Annotated in this window: 12 protein-coding genes; 8 read left to right on the top strand and 4 right to left on the bottom strand. The window is 60.7% G+C overall.

Annotated elements, in window-relative coordinates:
* Positions 1–281: 281 nt before the first annotated feature.
* Positions 282–788, top strand: coding sequence for a MarR family winged helix-turn-helix transcriptional regulator (locus DBR16_RS11170; RefSeq protein ID WP_109261328.1), 507 nt, complete (start codon positions 282–284; stop codon positions 786–788).
* Positions 789–844: 56 nt separating this feature from the next.
* Here DBR16_RS11170 and DBR16_RS11165 read toward each other — a convergent pair whose 3' ends face one another.
* Positions 845–2,980 carry a DEAD/DEAH box helicase gene (locus tag DBR16_RS11165; protein WP_109261327.1) on the bottom strand — a complete coding sequence of 712 codons (2,136 nt, stop codon included), beginning with the start codon at positions 2,978–2,980 and terminating at the stop codon, positions 845–847.
* 182 nt (positions 2,981–3,162) lie between these two features.
* Between DBR16_RS11165 and DBR16_RS11160 the strand changes: the two genes are divergently transcribed.
* The 3 genes from DBR16_RS11160 to DBR16_RS11150 all read left to right on the top strand — a co-directional run bounded on the left by DBR16_RS11160 (position 3,163) and on the right by DBR16_RS11150 (position 5,644).
* Positions 3,163–3,765, top strand: a complete 603-nt coding sequence (locus tag DBR16_RS11160; protein ID WP_109261326.1) for a thymidine kinase — start codon at positions 3,163–3,165, stop codon at positions 3,763–3,765.
* Positions 3,758–4,432, top strand: coding sequence for an RluA family pseudouridine synthase (locus tag DBR16_RS11155; protein ID WP_233347767.1), 675 nt, complete (start codon positions 3,758–3,760; stop codon positions 4,430–4,432). Before DBR16_RS11160 ends, DBR16_RS11155 begins: the two co-directional genes overlap by 8 nt.
* Positions 4,433–4,528: 96 nt before the next feature.
* Positions 4,529–5,644, top strand: coding sequence for a THUMP domain-containing class I SAM-dependent RNA methyltransferase (locus DBR16_RS11150; RefSeq protein WP_109261324.1), 1,116 nt, complete (start codon positions 4,529–4,531; stop codon positions 5,642–5,644).
* A 19-nt stretch (positions 5,645–5,663) separates the two neighbouring features.
* Here DBR16_RS11150 and DBR16_RS11145 read toward each other — a convergent pair whose 3' ends face one another.
* Positions 5,664–6,425, bottom strand: a complete 762-nt coding sequence (locus tag DBR16_RS11145) for a LytR/AlgR family response regulator transcription factor (protein WP_109261323.1) — start codon at positions 6,423–6,425, stop codon at positions 5,664–5,666.
* A 338-nt stretch (positions 6,426–6,763) separates the two neighbouring features.
* On the opposite strand from DBR16_RS11145, the gene DBR16_RS11140 reads away from it, so the two are divergent.
* Positions 6,764–9,583 carry a TonB-dependent receptor plug domain-containing protein gene (locus DBR16_RS11140; RefSeq protein WP_161539487.1) on the top strand — a complete coding sequence of 940 codons (2,820 nt, stop codon included), beginning with the start codon at positions 6,764–6,766 and terminating at the stop codon, positions 9,581–9,583.
* A gap of 151 nt (positions 9,584–9,734) precedes the next feature.
* Here DBR16_RS11140 and DBR16_RS11135 read toward each other — a convergent pair whose 3' ends face one another.
* Both DBR16_RS11135 and DBR16_RS11130 read right to left on the bottom strand, forming a co-directional pair.
* Positions 9,735–11,291: a class I adenylate-forming enzyme family protein gene (locus DBR16_RS11135; RefSeq protein ID WP_109261321.1), complete on the bottom strand. Its 1,557-nt coding sequence runs from the start codon at positions 11,289–11,291 to the stop codon at positions 9,735–9,737.
* A gap of 93 nt (positions 11,292–11,384) precedes the next feature.
* Positions 11,385–12,041, bottom strand: coding sequence for a TetR/AcrR family transcriptional regulator (locus DBR16_RS11130; protein ID WP_233347766.1), 657 nt, complete (start codon positions 12,039–12,041; stop codon positions 11,385–11,387).
* A 253-nt stretch (positions 12,042–12,294) separates the two neighbouring features.
* Here DBR16_RS11130 and DBR16_RS11125 point away from each other — a divergent pair, with 253 nt between their 5' ends.
* The 3 genes from DBR16_RS11125 to DBR16_RS11115 are packed head-to-tail and all read left to right on the top strand — an operon-like array spanning position 12,295 to position 16,986.
* Complete coding sequence (locus DBR16_RS11125) at positions 12,295–14,616, top strand: TonB-dependent receptor (protein ID WP_109261319.1); 2,322 nt, start codon at positions 12,295–12,297, stop codon at positions 14,614–14,616.
* Positions 14,617–14,668: 52 nt separating this feature from the next.
* Entirely contained in the window at positions 14,669–15,613 is a 945-nt protein-coding gene (locus tag DBR16_RS11120; RefSeq protein ID WP_109261318.1) for an alpha/beta fold hydrolase, read from the top strand.
* Positions 15,610–16,986, top strand: coding sequence for a spinster family MFS transporter (locus tag DBR16_RS11115; RefSeq protein WP_109261317.1), 1,377 nt, complete (start codon positions 15,610–15,612; stop codon positions 16,984–16,986). The genes DBR16_RS11120 and DBR16_RS11115 overlap by 4 nt, the downstream gene beginning before the upstream one ends.
* The last annotated feature ends 2 nt before the right edge of the window (positions 16,987–16,988 follow it).

Raw genomic sequence — 16,988 nt, 5'->3', positions numbered from 1 at the left:
TTTAGGCGATGGCGCGCGGCATGGCTAGACAAGGTTAGTCATCAAAGTAATTCAAGGTGCGGCCATCAGAAATGAGTGATCAAAAAGATCGCTTAAACCATATTAATAACAGTAACATGAGGTAGTTGTTGTAATTTCGCAACGATTTTCACGCGTGTTTTTTCACGACTTCACAGAGATGGGTGTGGAAAGACTTTAGATAACTAAAGATGGATCGGGCATGTTCCGGTTTTGCAAAAACCGCTAGTCTGCAGGCGGACAACAGGGTGCGGAGACAGCAGATGAGCCGGGAAGATGATGTGCTGATTGCGGTCCGCCGGATTGTCCGTGCGGTTGATCTGCATTCCAAGAAACTGATGAAGGCCAGTGGCCTGACATCGTCGCAACGGATTGTGTTGCAAACGCTGGCCCGAAATGGACCGGCCACACCGAGTGTGCTCGCGCGCGAAGTGTCACTAAGCCAGGCAACGGTGACGGTTATTCTCGACCGGCTTGAGCAACGCGCCCTGATTTCGCGGCACCGCAGTCAGTCGGACCGCCGCAATGTCGTTGTTGATATCAATGATGCCGGCCGGGACTGCCTCGCAGCGGCCCCGCCTGCGCTACAGTCCGGCTTTGTGAAGGCGTTCGGTGAGCTGCCCGACTGGGAGCAGCAAATGCTGATCGCCTCCCTGCTCCGGATTGCAGAGCTGATGAGTGCGGAGGATGTCGATGCCGCGCCGATTCTGGATGTTGGCGATGTCGGGCGGACCGGTGAAGTGAATGATGACAGCGATCCGCCGGTGTGAAGATACGCCTCACAACCGGCTTGATTGATCATCGCAGCAACCAGCCTGCCCGGCAATCAGGACCGCCCCGGACGTGGCCCCTTGCGCTTCACGCGTTTGAAGGATTGTTGACCGTCATCATAGTTGGCGCGGTGTGGTTTGGGCTTGCCCTTGTATTTCCCGCCTGGTGAGGCGGTGGCAGGCTTTGCCGGAGTCTGGCGGCCCGATGGGCGGGCCTCATCTGCCGCAGGTTTCCTGAAACCGGGCTTTGCCGCTGCCGGACGCTTGGCGGCCCCGCCTTCGGCGCGGTATTCCGGTTTGCTGCCATAAGCCTTGCGGGGCCGGTCCTTGCCGGTTTGTGCGTCTGATGGCTTGCCGGTCTTGCGGAATGGCGGCTTGCCGCTTTCGGGACGTTGCGCTGCTGCTGAAGCGCTTTGCGGAGCGTCTGCTATTTCACGCGGCGCACCATCGTCAGGATCATAGCGGGGTGCGCGCGATTGCGACACCTCGTCATTGGCCCGTGGTTTGCGGAAAGGCCTGTCGGGCCGGCCTTCCGGCTTGCCCTCGAATTTGCGCTTGGGGCGCTCTTCACGTTTGCGGTCCTGCGGCTTGTTCGCCGGAGCGTTGGCCGGATGGATGTAGATCGAGCCTTCCGCGCCGCCGGATGCCTTGACGTGGGCGGCGAAGCGCTCGGCATGATCAGCGGAAATTTCAAACAGAGTTTCACTGTCGGCAATCTCGATAGCGCCGACCTCGTTGCGGGTGACATCGCCCATGCGGCAGATCATCGGAAGCAGCCAGCGCGGCTCGGCGCGCTGATTGCGGCCTGCGGTCAGCTTGAACCAGACACCGCCGGAAAACGGCTCGCGGCGGGCGGGCCTGGCGCGCTCACCGGCGGCGGGCATGGCCATGAGGTCTTCTGCGGAGGGCGTTGTGGCTTGCATGCGGTGAAGGAAGGCCGCGGCTATCTTTTCCGGACTGTGCAGGGCGAGAAGTTCGCGGGCCCCGGCCAGGGCGTCTTCATCATAATCCTGATGCAGGCTGGGATCATTCAGCAAGCGTTCCCGGTCGCGCTCTTTCACATCATTCAGGCTGGGGGCTTCGCCCCATTCGGCCTCGATATTGGCGCCGCGCAGGAGCCGGTTGACGCGGCCGCGCTGGTTTTGCGGCACAATCATCACGCAGACACCCTGCCGGCCTGCGCGTCCGGTGCGGCCGGAGCGATGCTTCAGGACATCGCTATTGGTGGGAAGGTCGGAATGCACCACGAGTTCCAGGCCGGGCAGGTCCAGCCCGCGTGCGGCCACATCGGTGGCGATACAGACACGGGCGCGGCCATCCCGCAGCGCCTGGAGTGCATGGGTGCGCTCTTTCTGGGACAGTTCTCCGGACAACGAAACCGCGGCGAATCCGCGATTGCCAAGCCGTGCGGCCAGGCGATTGACGCCTTCGCGGGTGGCGCAGAACACCAGCGCACGTTCGGCCTCGTAGAAGCGCAGAACATTGATGAGCGCATTCTCGCGATCTGCCGGTGATACGGTCAGGGCGCGGTATTCAATATCAGCATGCTGCTCGCGTTCGCTGACGGTCGACAGGCGCACAGCATTGTTCTGATAGCGCCGTGCAATGTCGGCAATGGATTTGGGAACGGTGGCCGAAAACAGCAGGGTCCGCCGGTTTTCCGGTGCGCCTTCGAGGATGAATTCCAGATCCTCCCGGAAGCCGAAATCCAGCATTTCATCGGCTTCATCCAGAACAACCGCGCGCAGCGAGGACATGTCCAGGGATTTGCGTTCGATATGATCGCGCAGCCGCCCCGGCGTGCCAACGACGATATGACAGCCCCGCTCGAGCGCCTTGCGTTCAGAGCGGGCATCCATGCCGCCAACGCAAGAGACGATGCGGGCACCGGCCTCGCCATAGAGCCAGAGCAATTCACGCTGGACCTGAAGCGCCAGCTCCCGCGTTGGAGCGACGACCAGCGCCAGCGGCGCGGCGGCATAGTCGAAACGATCTTCTTCGCCCAACAGGGTCGGCGCAATCGCAAGGCCGAAGGCGACGGTCTTGCCCGAGCCGGTCTGGGCCGAGACCAGAAGGTCGGCGCCATCGGCTTCGGGGGCCAGTACGGCCGTCTGGACTTCGGTCAGCGTTTCATAGCCCTTGCCTTCAAGAGCGCGCGCCAAAGCCGGCGCGATGCGGGAATTCATGGTCATTACGGTCATTTTCCAAATGGGCGCGGCGCATTGATCCTTTGTCGGATCAAGGCTCCGGTGTGTTGTCAAAGTGCGCTCTTCAAGCGTCACCCCATACCGAAGCTCTCTCGCGCGGGGGGCGTCTAACACAGGCTTGCGCCAAAGGCGATAGACCTTCGCCGGAATCGAATTATCCAGTGACCATGTCAAAACTCTACTTCACCTACAGCGCCATGAATGCCGGTAAGTCTGCCATCCTGCTGCAAGCGGCGCACAATTACCGCGAATGCGGGATGGACGTCATGCTGTGGACGTCTGTGCATCACGCAAAACATGCGGATGCGGAAACCGGCGAGATTGAATCGCGGATCGGCCTGAAGGCTCCGGCGCATCTGTTCCGGCCGGAAACCGACCTGTTCGAGGCGGTTCTGCGCCGCAAGACGGAGGGGCAGCTGGATGCCGTTTTCGTCGATGAAGCCCAGTTTCTCTCCCGCGGCCATGTCTGGCAATTATCGCGCGTGGGTGACGAGCTCGGTGTGCCGGTCCTGTGCTATGGCCTGCGAACCGATTTCCAGGGGCGGCTTTTTGAAGGATCGGCCGAGCTTCTGGCCATTGCGGATGATTTGCGAGAGGCGCGGACGATCTGTCATTGCGGCCGCAAGGCAACGATGAATTTGCGTCATGATGCCAGCGGTGAAGCGGTGACAGAGGGCGCGCAGGTGGGCGTGGCGAAATCGGATTATGACTCCCTGTGCCGCAAGCACTGGCGGGAACGGGTCGAGCGTCACCAGGCCGATCGTGCCTGAACAGGCCGGGCCCGCTCCCTTCGTCTACACGCCGCCGCCCAAGGGTGAGTTGCCGGTGATCTTTGCGGATGAGCACATTCTGGTGCTCGACAAGCCGTCCGGTTTGCTGACAGTTCCGGGCAATCATCCCGGCCGCGCCGATTGTCTGGAATCCCGGGCAAGGGAGGTTTTCCCGACCGCCCGCATCGTTCACCGGCTGGATATGGATACCTCCGGTGTCATCGTTCTGGGACTGACCATTCCGGCCCATGCCGCGCTGGGCCGGCAGTTTGAAAACCGTCAGACCGGAAAGCGGTATATCGCCCGGGTCTGGGGGGAGATGAAGGTGGCGGAGGGGCGTGTGGAGCAGCCCATCATCACCGACTGGCCCAACCGGCCCAGACAGATGATTGACCCTGTCAGGGGCCGCTCCGCTGTCACAGACTGGCAGGTTCTGGCCATTGAGGGTGGTCACAGCCGTGTCGCTCTAATGCCGCTAACCGGCCGCTCGCATCAGTTGCGGGTTCATATGGCACATCTGGGGCATCCGGTGCTGGGCGATAAATTCTATGCCCATGCCGAGGCGCGGGCCGCCAGCGGCCGTCTATGCCTGCATGCGCAGTCGCTTGGCTTCCGCCATCCTGCCACCGGTGAGAAGATGTCATTCGAGAGCGCCGTTCCGTTCTAGAACAACCGATATAAAGCCCGCCTTCGGGTGAAAATATTAGGCGGCTACCTGACCGCGAGAATCGCACGACGTCCTGATCCAGCATATAGATTCCCGATGTCTGACTCTGACCCCTTTGAAATCTTTCTGACCGTACCGCCCGGCCTTGAACCGGTTCTCGCCGGGGAGATGCGCGAGAAGGGATTTGCAACACCCAAAATCGTGGCGGGAGGCGTGACGATAGAAGGGACATGGCCCGAGGTCTGGCGCGCGAATCTGGAAATCCGCGGGGCCAGCCGGGTTCTGGCGCGGATGGCGCAATTCCGCGTCGTCCATCTGGCACAGCTCGACAAGAAAGCCCGCGCCATCGACTGGCGAAATACGCTGCGGCGTGATGTGCCGGTCAAGGTGGACGCTTCGGCGCGGCGGTCGAAACTCTACCATGCCGGCGCGATCGCCCAGCGGGTTGAGACCGCAATTGCCGAGACATTCGGCGCGCCGGTTTCGAAGGACGCAGACGTGCGTGTCCTGGCGCGCATCGATGACAATGTCTGCACGATCAGTGTCGATACATCCGGCGGTTTGCTGCACCGGCGCGGATTCAAGGAAGCGGTCGCCAGGGCCCCGATGCGCGAAAACCTCGCCGCGCTTTTCCTGCGCCAGTGTGGCTATACCGGCAGCGAGCCGGTCTATGATCCGATGTGCGGGTCGGGGACTTTCGTGATCGAAGCTGCAGAGATGGCGGCCGGGCTGGCGCCCGGGCGTGAGCGTCGCTTTGCCTTTGAAGCGCTGGCCGGCTTCGATGCCGAATCTTGGCAAACACTGAAAGCGGATGTGCCATCGTTGACCCCGTCTGTCCGCTTTGCCGGATCTGACCGGGATGCCGGGGCGGTCCGGGCCAGCCAGGCCAATGCCGCGCGGGCCGGTGTTGCCGCGTTCACGGCTTTTGAACAGAAGGGTGTGGCGGATATCACGCCGCCAGAGGGAGTGCCGGGTCTGGTGATCGTCAATCCGCCCTATGGCGGGCGGATCGGGAATCTGAAAGGCCTTTACGGCGTTTATCATGAACTGGGGCAAAGCCTGCGGGAGCGGTTTCCTGGCTGGCGGGTCGGGCTGATCACCAGTGAGGACAGGCTCGCGCGGGCCACACGCCTGCCCTTCGGTGCGCCCTCGCGGCCGGTGGATCATGGCGGCATCAGGGTCCGGCTTTATCAGGCCCGGATCGGCGGCTAGGTGCAATCAGGCCGCCTGATCAACCCGGGTTGCGAATCAACTGGCTTCGAAACCGCTTTCGCAGCCGCGGCCAGTATGTCTTGCCAACCGGAAACACCTCCCCGTTCTCGAGTCTGACCTGATGGCTGTGCCGCGTCGTATTCCTGACTTCACGAATACGACGCGCGGGGACGATGTGCGAGCGGTGAATTCGGACAAAATCTTGCGCATTGAGCTCATCCTCGAGTGTTGCAAGTGTTGCGCGAACCAGCAGCGACGCGTTCGGCAGTTCGATGATAGCGTAATCCTTGTCAGCCGATATCGAGCGGATTTCATTCAGAGAAATCCTGCGTTCTGCATAGCCTTGGCGCACCCAGATATCTCCGGGCAGCTGCGAGGCTCCGGACTTCGGTCCCCGGTATTTCCGGGACGGATCAGCCAGATATGCCAGAAACCTGGTTATCGTAGCGCGGATCTGGTCGAAATCCCGCGATATCAGGATAAATTCGCGCGACGCCAACTCGAACAGAACTTGTGCGGAGCCGCACTGTCCCAGTGCGAGCATGTAGGGAATATCGAGCGTATCCACATGTTTCGCCAGACCGATTGTGTCGCTGTCCGCTTCGTCGGCGAATATCAGCACACCGTCCACATTGCCGGACCTGGCCATTGTCTCGGTCAGTTCACGAGCCAGACGTGGAGGTGTTGTCGTGACCTCACTGACACTGGAGATAAAGCCCGTCAGCTCGCGGCGGATATCGCCGTTGGACGACAGGATTACATTCAGGCGTGGCGACGGCATGGTCTAATCCCATTCTGACACCACATTTCCCCGCTGCAGACATAGGCCCTGTCCACGGACACACAAACTCAAAAAGCGCTGCCAATAAACACAAAAACGTGAATACGCTTGGCCACTGGACAGCAAAATTCGCCATTCAACGCATTATTCCATGCGTTCAACGCATCCCGTCCCGACATCGTCGCTACGCGGTTCAGAGCTGTTTTTCTCTCCCGTATGACTTCGGCTTCGTACGCCTTCCCGGCGTCCGGAGGGGAAAAATGGAGACTCTAATGAAGATGAATGAACGGCGCTTACGCGTCTCTTTGAAAACATTGACCTTATCGTCTTGCGCGGCGATGGCTCTCACAACGGCCCTGGGGGGCGGCGTTGCCTTCGCTCAGGATGGCGCGTCGGAAGACCGCATCATCGTGACCGGTTCACGGATCGGCCGCAGCGAGCTGACCTCGGTCAGCCCGATCACAGTCGTCAGCCAGGATGACCTGAATGTTCAGGCTGTCCGGACGCTGGAAGACTTTGCCGACCAGATCACATTCGCACCGGGTGGGGAAACCTCTTCGCGGATGAATAACGGTTCGGGTGGTCAGGCGACCATCTCGCTGCGCGGCCTTGGCCCGCAGCGGACACTGGTCCTCGTCAATGGCCGCCGTACAACCCCGGCGAATACCGGCGGTACGGCTGACCTCAACCTGATCCCGGTCTCGCTGATCGGCCGTGTTGAAGTGCTGCGTGACGGCGCCTCGACGGTTTACGGTTCCGACGCGATTGCCGGCGTGGTCAACATCATCACCCGTGATGATGTCGAGGGCTTTGAAGCCTTTGGCCAGTATGATGTGACGGGGGAAGGCGATGGCCAGATCTATCGTTACGGCCTGACCTTCGGCCGCTCCTTCGATGGTGGCCGTTTTACCGCCAATCTCGAATATTTCGATCGTGGCACGATCATGCAGGGTGACCGTCCGTTCTCGGCCTGTCCGTGGACTGAAGTCGGTGGCCAGTTGATCTGTGGCGGTTCGGGCACATCCTATCCGGGCCAGATCTTCGGTAATGGTGCGGCCTCGCCCAACTTTACTGCTCAATTCGGCACTGCCGGTGCGATCCTCGATCCGGCGACGGGCGTTCTTCGCGCCTTCACCCCGGCCGATGGCTATAATTTTGCTGCCGTGTCCTACATGGTGACGCCGCAGGAAGTCTTCTCCGGCTTCTTTGATGCCGAGTATGATGTTCTGAACTCTGACCGCTTCGGTCAGGCGACGGCCTATGGTGAATTCATGTTCGCCCAGCGGTCCTCGCAGCAGCAGCTCGCCCCTGTGGGCACGTTCTGGTTTCCGCTGGTTCCGGCCTTCCACCCGAACAACCCGACCGGTGAGGGCGTCTTTGTCGCCCGCCGCCTGGCGGAGCTGGAAAGCGGCCGTTTCTCTACCCAGGACGCGACCTCCTGGCGGTCGATCTTCGGTCTTGAAGGCATGCTGCCGGCCGGTATCTTCTGGGATACGTCGCTGTCCTATGGCCGCTATGTCGATGCCCAGGTGGTCGATGGGCAGGCCAATCCGGTCCGTGCGGCCCAGGTGCTGTGTAATGACCCGGCGTCTCTTGCGGCCGGTTCGTGTCAGACCCCGGCCAATCTGATCTGGGACCCGTTCCGGACGGATACGCTGACCGATGCCATTGCCAACTACATGCTGGTGCGTCACTCACCGGTGTCCCGTCAGACCCGTTTGTCCTTCCAGGCCAACCTGTCGGGTGATCTGGGTGGCCTGCAGCTTCCGGGCGGTGAAATCGGCTGGGCTGTGGGTTATGAGCGCCGCCGGGATACCGGCGAGTTCATCCCCGATGGTGCGGCACAGATCGGTCAGATCTTCTTTGTCTCCGGCAATGCCACGCAAGGTGAAACCACGTCGCAGGAATTTTATGGTGAGGTCCGCCTGCCCATCCTGTCCGGCGTTGAATTTGCCGAGATTCTGGCGGTTGAGCTTTCGGCCCGTTCGTCCAACTATGACGTGACCGGCACGGGTGTGAACTCGTCCTTTGATGCCAATACCTATGCCATCAAGGCCGAGTGGGCACCGAATGACCAGGTTCGTTTGCGCGGGTCGTTCTCGACCGGCTTCCGGGCTCCGTCGATCGGCGAGCTCTTCGCACCGCAGGCACAGTCCGCTGTTCAGTACACGGATCCGTGTACGAATTACGGTACCAATGCCTCGGCCAGCGCCGCGCTGGTGGCCAACTGTCAGGCTGATGGTCTGCCGGGCAATTTCACCCTGACCTCGACGCAGGCTTCGGGTGTTGTGGGTGGTAATCCAAACCTGACACCGGAAGAATCGGAAGGGTATACCTTCGGTGTGGTGTTCACGCCGTCGGGGACGCCGATCCTCGAGGACTTCACCTTCTCGGCGGATTACTTCTCCTTCGAGATCACGCAGGCTGTGGGTTCGGCTGATGTCAACACGATTGCCAATTCGTGCTACAACTCGCCGAACTTCTCGGATCCGCTCTGTGCCCTGATTGCAGGCCCGGGTTATTCGGGCGTCGGTGGAACGCCTCTGGCCGCTCCTTTCCCGGGACCGGGCGGGGCGCGCCGTTCAGCGGTTGGTGTTCTGGCCGGCGTGCTGCTGACCAATGCCAACCTGTCGACCTATGAGACGTCCGGTGTCGATGTCGGAATTGATTATTCCGGTCCGACCTTTGATATCTTTGAGTCGACGGCACAGTTTGTGGCCGGCCTGGACATCACCTATCTGGAAAGCTTCGCCTATCAGGTGCTTCCGGGTGGTGCGGTGTCTGAATATGCTGGCCGGTTCGCTCAGGATCCGTTCACCACGACTCCTGCCGCCTTCCCGGAAATCACCGCCCTGCTGCGTCTGGGCGTGGTCTCGGATAACTGGCAGTTCAACTATGTTGGCCGCTATATTGACGAAGTCACCGACTTCTCGTCGAACCCGGCCAATGTGTCGAACACGGCAGAGCGTGTCTTCTATCATGACGTCCAGGCTGCTTACGACTTTGTCGACAGCGGTGTTGGCCTGACCTTCGGTGTGCGCAATCTCGCCAATGAGACGCCGCCTTATGTCACCAATAATGATGACATGAACACACTGAACCAGACCTACGACACGGCTGGCCGCTACTTCTACGGCCGGGTCACGATCCGCCGCTAGGCCGGTCTGAACAGAGGAATACGCGACACTCAGGAGCTGGTTTCCGGAGCTTCTCTGAGTTCTCCGCTCCGGATGCTGGCTTCGCCCTCCGAGTACAGTGTCACGTATCTGGGGGCGGGTCTTCGGACCCGCCCCTTTTTTATTGTGCCCCTTATTGTTTTCCGGAATACCGTTGTCGCAATTCGCGCTTCAGCACCTTGCCATTGGCGTTGCGCGGGAGTTCGTCAATGAAGTGTGCGCCGCGCAGTTTCTGCTGCTTGCCCAGCCTGCCATTGGCCCAGCCGATCAGGGTGGCCACATCGGGCCGATGGCCATCTGCGGGAACAATGATCGCGACGGGAGTCTCGCCCCATTCGGGATCGGGGACGCCGATAACGGCCACATCGGCCACATCGGCGTGTTCGATCAGAACGCTTTCAAGGTCGCGCGGATAGATATTCTGGCCGCCGGAGACGATCATGTCTTTCTTGCGGTCGACGATATAGAGGAAGCCGTCCTCGTCGAGCTGTCCGATATCGCCGGTGCGCAGCCAGGCCTGTCCGCCATCGTCAATCCAGGTCGCTTCTGCGGTTGCGTCTGGCCGGTTATGATAGCCGGGCATGGCGATGCGGCCCCGTCCGACGATTTCTCCGGCCGTGCCGGGGGGGCATTCCCGGTCAGTATCGTCAAGGATTTTGATGTCGGTGCCGGCGACGGGCTTGCCGACGGAGGCCAGCCGTCCCGGCGCATCCTCGGGATCGAGCGTGGTGATGAGCCCTTCGGTAAGCCCGTAAAGCTCGATGACGCCGGGGCAGATTTCCAGCCAGGCGGATTTGGTGTGGGCCAGAAGCGGTGCGCCGCAGGACATCACATATTGCAGCGATGCGAGTTTTTCCGGATCGAAGGCCGGATCGTCGAGAATGCGCTGGTATTGTACCGGGACCATGGCGGTGTGGGTGATGCCATTCCCGGCCGTCTGTTCCAGCACATCCTCGGCCGAGAAGCTTTCGCGGATGAAAAGCGTGCCGCCGCACAACCAGGTGCAGAGCATCATCACCCAGCTGATATTGGAATAGAGGCCGAGCGTGACCAGCGTCCGTGCGCCGGAATGATAGCGCAGGGCAATGGCAAGATCATAGGCCCAGTCCAGACGTGTCCCGTGGGTGTGGAGAATGCCCTTGGGCATGCCGGTCGTGCCCGAGGAGTAAATGATGTTCAGCGGATGGTCGCGGTCCGGCGTCCAGTCCGGCTCGGCCGGATCAGATTCTTCAATCAGGCTGGAAAGCGGCCGCCACCCGTTCAGGCTTCCCCTGTCCAGCAGACGGAGCGGAGGCAATTCGCAGTCTCCGCCGGTGGCTGACGATTCGAGCGCTTCCGCGAAGCCGGGAGAGGCGATCACCGCTCTGGCGCCGGCATCCCCGATCATGCTGATCATGGCGGAGGGCAGAATGCTGGTATTCAACGGGGCTGTGACCAGACCCGCCTTGATGGCGGCGGCGATAACCACAGCCATATCCACGCTGTTCGACATGACCAGAGCGATGGCATCGCCGGGTTTCAGTCCGCAGGCAGCAAAACCGTTGGCCAGCGCATTGGTGCGGCGGTGGAATTCTGCCCATCTGAGTGTTTCATGGTCTGAAACAAGCGCCGGTGATGTGCTGCGCCAGCGCGCATTCAGGCGCAAAATCTCCGGCAGAAGCGGAGAGGGAGAGGTCAGGCCGGGCTGCATTCCTGTCGTCAATTCCCTGCAATCGGACCTGCAGGGGAGCGAAGGAAATCGCCGCCGTCAACAAAATTTATACAAGCGTTGAAATTAAATCGCTCAGTTTTTGGGACCACCGGTCTCGCACAAACGCCGGAATCCGGCCGCAATGAAGGGCGGCATGCGCAGTTGCACGGCGTCCAGATCGCTGGAATGGACCTTGCCATCGGAAAGATTGTCGATGCGCCCGGTTTCCGCGTAGGTCAGCACCAGCGCGCCGGAAAAGAAATGATAGCTCCAGTAGATGTCTTCCTCGCGCGCCTCGGGCAGTGCCCGCTTCAGGGCGGCGATGAAGCGTCGGACCAACGGATCGAAATACTCGGTCATCAGCTTGCCGCCCCATTCCGGCGAGTTGTTGATCTGGGCAATGAGCGCAAAATAGCTTTTCCACCCCGGCCCGCCGCGCTCGGACCGGTCCAGGAGCGGGTGCGAGAAAGCGTCGATAATGTCCTCGAGGCTGGCGACGCCGTTTTCAGCGGCCGCCTCGATCTCTTCCAGTTTTTCCAGCCTGACCTTGTTGAGCTCTTCGGCGCGCCGCAACAGAACCGCATCAAACAGGTTCCGCTTGCTGCCAAAATGGTAGTTGGCCAGCGCCGTATCCACTTTCGCGTCTTCGGTGATCTGGCGGATGGTGACGCCGTGATAGCCGCGCCTGGCGAAAAGCTTTTCCGCCGAATCGAGGATTTTCTGCCGGGTCTTCTCACCACGCTTCGCCAAATTGTCTCCCCCAATCAGCGATTTGAAACAAGCCTTGCACCGTAGACGCGATCGGGCAAGCGCGTTCACGCACTGTTGCATTCCTGCCCGGACATGAAACTTATTTCAACGTTCATTGAATTTCATTTGACATTTCAACCAGCGTTGAATTTGTTGTGCCGCATCACAAAGGAAATGACCTCGAATGGAGGCGGGCCGGATCGCGGAAAATCCGCGGTAACGGCAAGTCCGGAAAGGTCAAAGGGAGAGCACCATGACCATACGTAACCGTTCCGCACGGCTGACCGCACTGTTGGCCAGCGCATCTATGCTGCCGGTACTTGCCGCACCAATGGCGGTGGCCCAGGACGAATCAGCCAGCACACCGATGCAACAGGACGTCATCACGGTGACGGCCCGCCGGCGCGAAGAATCCATCATGGATGTGCCCTTGTCGGTGACGGCGATTTCCGGTGACCAGCTGGAAACCCAGGGCTCTCCGGACATCACCTATGTTGGCCAGACCACGCCGAATGTGACGCTGGAAGTGTCGCGTGGAACGAACACAACACTGTCGGCCTTCATCCGGGGTGTGGGCCAGCAGGATCCGGTATCCGGGTTTGAGTCGGGTGTCGGCCTCTACCTTGATGATGTCTATCTCAACCGCCCGCAGGCTGCTGTTCTGGATATCTATGATGTCGAGCGCATCGAGGTGCTGCGCGGACCGCAAGGCACGCTGTACGGCCGCAACACGATTGGCGGCGCGGTCAAATATGTGACCCGGCGGCTGGACCCCGATGCGCCGACCCTCAATGCCCGCCTGAATGTCGGCAGCTATGAGCAGATCGATGCCATTGTGTCCGGCTCGGTGCCGCTCAGCGACACCTTCCGAGTCGGCGGTGCGGTTGCCAGCCTCAATCGCGGCGGTTACGGGACCAATCTCACCACCGGTGAGGACAATTACAACAAGGATGTTCTGGCCTTTCGGGCGTCGGCAGAGTTCGAGCCCAATGATCAGTGGTTCTTCCGGCTTTCAGCGGATACGCTGGAAGACAATTCCGCACCGCGCCAGGGGCATCGCCTGATCCCGGGCGCGCTGAGCGGCGCACCTGTGCTGAATAATGAGTTCGACACACGGGCCGGACTGAATGTGATTAGCCAGAACGTCGAGGCGTCGGGTGTCTCCTTGCTCGCCGAATATCGTCATAATGATCAGTGGACCTTCCGCAACATCCTGTCCTACCGGGATGATGAATCTGCCACCCCGATCGATTTTGACAGCCTGCCAGCAGCCGATCTGGATGTGCCGGCCATTTACACGAATGACCAGTTCTCCGAGGAATTCCAGGTCCTTTATGAAGGTGACCGGATCAGCGGTGTGGCCGGCTTCTATTATCTGGATGCCAATTCCAGCACGGTGTTCGACGTGCTTCTGGGCACCACCGGTGCGCTGATCAATCTGCCGGGCCTGAACGCGCAGACCTTCGGCGATGTCTCGACGGAAACCTGGTCGGTGTTCGCGGATGTGAGTTTCGACCTCAATGACTGGGTGAGCGCATCCATTGGCGGCCGTTACACGAATGACCAGCGGAGCTCGACGGTTTTGCGGCGGACCTATATCGGCGGGTTCTCGGAATTCTTCGGCGGAAATCCGACACTGATTGCGACAACGTCGAACTTCACCGGAACAAATGAGTGGACCGATTTCAGCCCGCGCGCGTCGCTGAATTTCACGGTCAATGACCAGAACAGCGTGTATTTTTCCTACAGCCAGGGCTTCAAGGGCGGCTCATTCGACCCGCGTGGCCAGACATCTGCCGCTCCGGACTTCGACAATAGCGGTGCGGTTACAGCCGACGAAGTCTTCCGCTTCATGAGCTTTGATCCCGAGGAAGTCGATTCCTATGAAGTTGGCTGGCGTCTGGACAATGGCCGCTACCGGCATGCTGTCGCCGTGTTCTTCATGGACTATCAGGATGTCCAGATTCCCGGTTCGGTCGGTGTCGATACCAATGGAGACGGCATCAACGATACCTTCACAGGGGTCACCACCAACGCCGCAGCCGCCACCATTCAGGGCGTGGAATATGAGGGTTCTGTTCTGATTGCCGATGATATGAGCGGCAACGGAGACACGCTCTCACTGAACTGGGCCGTGGGTCTTCTGGACGGGGAGTATGACAGCTTCATCAACGCGTTCGGTGTTGATATCTCCAATCAGGTCCAGATCCAGAACACGCCCGACATGACGGCATCCGCCACCCTGACCTATACGGTGCCGGTCCGGCAGGGAGAGCTGACGATCCTGAACACGCTGTCGCACCGCGGGGACTCCAGCCAGTTCGAGATTCCGTTCGCGGCCATCGACCAGGAAGCCTTCACATTGTGGAATGCCAGCGTGGTCTGGGATTCCGATGACGGGCGCTGGCAGTTTGGTGTTCACGGGCGCAATCTGACGGATGAGCGTTACCGGGTTGCCGGGTATGACTTCGTCAACAATGCCACCCTCGCACCTGAGCTCGGCCTCGAAGGCACATTGACGGCCTTCTATGGCGATCCCCGCACGGTAACCGGCACCATCGCCTTCCGTTACTGATGCAGCACCTCGCGGCTCTGGCCTCCGGGCCAGAGCCGTGTAGGGTAATTCCATGCGCGCGATTCTCATTCTTGCCGGCGTCTTGCTGGCTTTCATCGCCCTCGTTCTCGGAGCGGGGTATGTCTGGTATCTGAATGCCACGGGCGGTGAAGCGGCGGATGCGCTGGAAGCCGAATACATGACGGCCAGTGACCGTTTTGTCGATGTCTCCGGGGCCCGCGTGCGGGTACGTGAAGAGGGCCCGACAGACGGCGAAGTCATCATCCTGATCCATGGGTTCAGTTTCTCGCTGGAAAGCTGGGATGGCTGGGCGGAGCGCTTGTCAGAAGACTATCGCGTCATCCGTTATGACCTGCTGGGTCACGGCCTGACCGGGCCCGATCCGCAGGAGCGCTATGCGCCCCAGGCGAGGGCGGAGTTTCTGGCCGAGCTGATGGATGCGCTGGACATTGAACGTGCCACTCTGGCCGGCAGTTCACTCGGGGGCACGATTGCCTGGCGATTTGCGGCGGCCTTTCCGGATCGCGTTGATCACCTGATCCTGGTCGACCCCGGTGTCTTTCCGTTCAACGAGGTGGGTGACACGCCGGTCGAGCCGCCGGCTGCCATCCAGGCCTTCCTGCAGCTGGCGCCTGAAGCAGGTGTGCGCCAGAGCCTTGCTTTCAGCTATGCCGACCCTTCGGCGGTCAGCGAAGCCCGGGTTCAGACCATTATCGACATGATGCGGCGCGAGGGAAACGGGGACGCCTTCATTGCGCATATCCGCCAGTTCACCATGCCTGATCCCACCGAATTGCTGTCGCAGATTACCGCGCCGACATTCATCCTCTGGGGTGGCCGCGATCTACTGATTCCGGCCAGTCATGGACCGCGCGTTGCCGCTGCCATCGCGAATTCACAGCTGATCGTCTATGACGAGCTCGCCCATGCGGCGCATGAAGATGATCCCGAGCGCACGGTTGCCGATGTGCTGACCTTTCTGGAGACAAGCGAATGAATGAAGCCACGGCTCCGGCCCGACCGCCAGCAGCAAGCGAGACGACGGCAGGCTATCGCGCCTGGGTGCTGGTCATGTTGTTCATTGTCTATGCCTTCAATTTTCTTGACCGGCAGATCATTTCCATTCTGGCGATTCCGATTCAGGACGAGCTGGGCCTGTCGGACCGGCAACTCGGCCTTCTGGGCGGGATCGCCTTCGCGGCGCTATATTCGACACTCGGTGTGCCGATTGCCTGGCTGGCCGACCGGAAAAGCCGAACCTCGATCATTACGGTTTCTCTGGTGGTCTGGAGCGGGTTCACGGCGGTTTGCGGTATGGCGCAGAGTTTCTGGCAGCTCTTCCTCGCCCGGGTTGGCGTTGGTGTAGGTGAAGCGGGGGGCGTGGCGCCATCCTATTCGCTGATTGCTGACTATTTTCCGCCCGAAAAACGGGCTCGCGCTTTGGCGCTCTATTCGCTTGGTATACCCATCGGCTCGGCCTTTGGGGTGATCGCCGGGGCGCAGATCGCCGGCGGCAATCTGGGCGAAAGCCTCGACTGGCGCGCCGCCTTCATCATCGTCGGGCTTGCCGGCATTGCGATCGCGCCGATTTTCAAGCTCACCCTGCGCGAACCCAAGCGCGGCGGACTCGACGTGAAACCGCAGACGCAAGCGGCGAAGCTCCAGCCCGAACCCGGCGAAGCGGCGAGCGCCGCGGTGCCGGCCGAGGCGGCCGACGAGAAAAAGCCCGGCTTTTTCGGCGTGTTCGCCGTCCTGGCGAAGAAGCCAAGCTTCTGGTTTCTGGTGTTCGGCGCGTCGTGCTCATCCATGATGGGCTATGGCGTGTTTTTCTGGGTCCCCAGCTTTTTTGCGCGCAGCTTCGAGCTGGACATCATCACCACCGGCTGGCTGTTCGGCGGCGTGCTGTTCGTGGGCGGTTCGCTCGGGATCATCCTGGGCGGCGTTCTTGGCGATCTCATGGGCAAGGGGTCGAAGAAGATGTACGCCATCGTGCCTGCAATCGCCTTCTTCTGCACCTTCCCGATGTATATCGCCGGCACGATGGCCTCGACGCCTCTGATTGCGGCGTTGCTGTTCGTCATTCCCACCGGTCTGGGCCTCGCCTGGCTCGGGCCGACGCTGTCGGCCTTCCAGCATCTGGCGCCGGCGAACATGCGCGCCATGGCGTCCGCCGTCTTCCTCTTGATCAACAATCTCCTGGGGATCGGGGTCGGGGTGTACGTGCTGGGCGAATTGTCGACCCTGCTTACCCCTGCATTCGGCGCCGACGCGCTGCGCTATTCGATCATGATCGGCGCGTCGCTCTATCTGGTCGCGGGCCTGTTATTCCTGCTGGCGTCCCGGACGCTGGCCAATGACTGGGAGAAATAGTC

It is taken from the genome of Hyphobacterium indicum, assembly GCF_003129605.1.
Classification (GTDB): domain Bacteria; phylum Pseudomonadota; class Alphaproteobacteria; order Caulobacterales; family Maricaulaceae; genus Hyphobacterium; species Hyphobacterium indicum.
Note: the sequence above shows the minus strand (reverse complement) of the source record. Positions and strands in the feature narration are given on the sequence as shown.

Excerpts from the sequence above, each read along its gene's own strand:
- DBR16_RS11140 (WP_161539487.1), top strand. The coding sequence starts at position 6,764 with ATGGCTCTCACAACGGCCCTGGGGGGCGGCGTTGCCTTCGCTCAGGAT.
- DBR16_RS11165 (WP_109261327.1), bottom strand. The coding sequence starts at position 2,980 with ATGACCATGAATTCCCGCATCGCGCCGGCTTTGGCGCGCGCTCTTGAA.
- DBR16_RS11170 (WP_109261328.1), top strand. The coding sequence starts at position 282 with ATGAGCCGGGAAGATGATGTGCTGATTGCGGTCCGCCGGATTGTCCGT.
- DBR16_RS11115 (WP_109261317.1), top strand. The coding sequence starts at position 15,610 with ATGAATGAAGCCACGGCTCCGGCCCGACCGCCAGCAGCAAGCGAGACG.
- DBR16_RS11125 (WP_109261319.1), top strand. The coding sequence starts at position 12,295 with ATGACCATACGTAACCGTTCCGCACGGCTGACCGCACTGTTGGCCAGC.
- DBR16_RS11135 (WP_109261321.1), bottom strand. The coding sequence starts at position 11,291 with ATGCAGCCCGGCCTGACCTCTCCCTCTCCGCTTCTGCCGGAGATTTTG.
- DBR16_RS11160 (WP_109261326.1), top strand. The coding sequence starts at position 3,163 with ATGTCAAAACTCTACTTCACCTACAGCGCCATGAATGCCGGTAAGTCT.
- DBR16_RS11145 (WP_109261323.1), bottom strand. The coding sequence starts at position 6,425 with ATGCCGTCGCCACGCCTGAATGTAATCCTGTCGTCCAACGGCGATATC.
- DBR16_RS11150 (WP_109261324.1), top strand. The coding sequence starts at position 4,529 with ATGTCTGACTCTGACCCCTTTGAAATCTTTCTGACCGTACCGCCCGGC.
- DBR16_RS11120 (WP_109261318.1), top strand. The coding sequence starts at position 14,669 with ATGCGCGCGATTCTCATTCTTGCCGGCGTCTTGCTGGCTTTCATCGCC.